The 1,994-nt window shown below is 41.6% G+C and carries 3 protein-coding genes; all 3 read left to right on the top strand.

Annotation, left to right across the window (positions count from 1 at the left end; translation table 11 throughout):
• Positions 1–207 precede the first annotated feature (207 nt).
• Positions 208–849, top strand: coding sequence for a class I SAM-dependent methyltransferase (locus LD39_RS20905; RefSeq protein ID WP_035553406.1), 642 nt, complete (start codon positions 208–210; stop codon positions 847–849).
• A gap of 4 nt (positions 850–853) precedes the next feature.
• Entirely contained in the window at positions 854–1,312 is a 459-nt protein-coding gene (locus tag LD39_RS20900; RefSeq protein ID WP_035553402.1) for an S-ribosylhomocysteine lyase, read from the top strand.
• A 23-nt stretch (positions 1,313–1,335) separates the two neighbouring features.
• Positions 1,336–1,994: PLP-dependent cysteine synthase family protein (locus tag LD39_RS20895; protein ID WP_035553399.1), on the top strand; the 659-nt coding region annotated here is incomplete at its 3' end.

The raw sequence follows: 1,994 nt of genomic DNA, 5'->3' as shown, positions 1-1,994 counted from the left end.
GCTGATAAATCCAYTTTTTCGCTGATAAATCCAYTTTTTCGCTGATAAATCCACTTTTTCGCTGATAAATCCACTTTTTAAAAAATCACATTTCCAAAAATAGGTCATAGACCTATACCATTGAGGTTTGTTTTGAAATATGATACATTATACGTGTAATTCCAAGTTAACTTATAGGAATTATAAATATTAAGGGGTTGAAACCAAATGGGTGTAGAGTTTGTTGACCTTTTTGATAAATGGGCGAGCTCTTATGATGATACGGTAGCCGGGAACGATCCGGAATATCGTGAAGTCTTCGATGGTTATGAAGAGATGCTCGAGAAGCTGGCTGAGTTATCCTTATCTCCTGTTATGGAGTTCGGAGTAGGGACAGCGAATCTTACTCGTAAGATCATCGATCAGAATAAGGTCGTTTTCGGCATTGAACCTTCGAAAGAAATGCGTCGGATCGCCAATGTCAAGTGCCCGGAAGCAGCGATTTACGAAGGAGATTTTCTTGAATATCCTTCTTTGCTGACACCAATCAGGTCAATCATCAGCTCGTTTGCTTTTCATCATTTGAATACAGATGAAAAGAAACAAGCGATTAAGCAATATCATCAACAATTAGAACCAAATGGACAGGTGATCTTTATCGACACCTTGTTCAAGGATGAAGCACATAAACAGCAGTTGATCAAAGATGCTGAAAAAGCTGGATTTTTAAATTTAGCTCAAGATTTGCAGGAAGAATACTATGGGTATCTCGAAGAACTTAGAGAGATGTTTTTAGAGCATGGATTTGAGGTATCTTTTAAACAACTGAACAAATACGCCTGGCTGATCCAGGCCAAAAAAGGAGAATGATTGTATGACACAAATGAACGTTGAAAGCTTTAACTTAGACCATACGAAAGTCAAGGCACCTTATGTACGTCTCGTCGGAGTAACCGAAGGGGATAAGGGCGATAAAATTTATAAATATGATCTTCGCATCAAGCAGCCGAACAAAGAGCATATGGAAATGCCTGCTCTTCACTCTCTAGAACATTTGATGGCTGAAAATAGTCGTAATCATCATGACCGTATTGTAGATATTGGTCCTATGGGCTGCCAGACTGGCTTCTATATCGCTATTTTGAATGACGACAGCTATGACAACGTTCTTGATGTTATTGAAAAAACGTTGAATGATGTACTTGAAGCAGATGAAGTTCCAGCATGTAACGAAGTTCAGTGCGGATTCGCAGCGAGCCACAGTCTTGAGGGAGCTCAAGAGCTTGCGCGTGAACTTTTGAATAAACGCGATGAATGGACGGAAGTTTTTTAATAAAATCGGAGGGTGAGAATGCGATGAGTTACGTAAAAGATGTTCAATCTTTGATCGGTCATACGCCAATGATCGAACTCACTCATTCAGAAATCCCGAATCAAGCCCGAATCTTTGCCAAGCTTGAATTCATGAACCCAGGCGGTAGCATCAAAGACCGGCTGGGTTTAAAACTGATTGAGGATGCATTGCAGAAAAACTTATTAAAGCCTGGTGGAACACTGATTGAGCCAACCGCTGGAAACACCGGAATCGGAGTGGCTCTGGCTGCAATCGGACACGGCTTTAAAGTGTTGTTCGTGACACCTGAAAAATTCAGCCAGGAAAAGCAGAAGCTCATGCGTGCCCTTGGGGCTGTAGTTGTGAATACCCCGACAGAAGAGGGCATGAGGGGTGCTATTAAAAAAGCGGAAGAGCTTTGCAAGGAAATCCCGAATTCATTCAGCCCGCAGCAATTCAATAATCAGGCGAATCCTGATACGTATTATGAAACACTTGGACCTGAAATTTATAACGATCTCAACGGAGAGATCGATATTTTCATTGCAGGCGCAGGAACGGGCGGTACGTTCATGGGAACTTCCCGATACTTGAAGGAACAAAATGAACAAATTAAAACGGTCATTGTTGAACCGGAAGGCTCGATTTTGAATGGAGGCGAATCCGGTCCGCACAAAACGGA

Origin of the sequence: Halobacillus sp. BBL2006, assembly GCF_000786645.1 — a bacterium.
Classification (GTDB): domain Bacteria; phylum Bacillota; class Bacilli; order Bacillales; family Halobacillaceae; genus Halobacillus.
The sequence above is the reverse complement of the archived record's forward strand: the minus strand, read 5'-3'. Positions and strand labels throughout refer to the sequence as shown.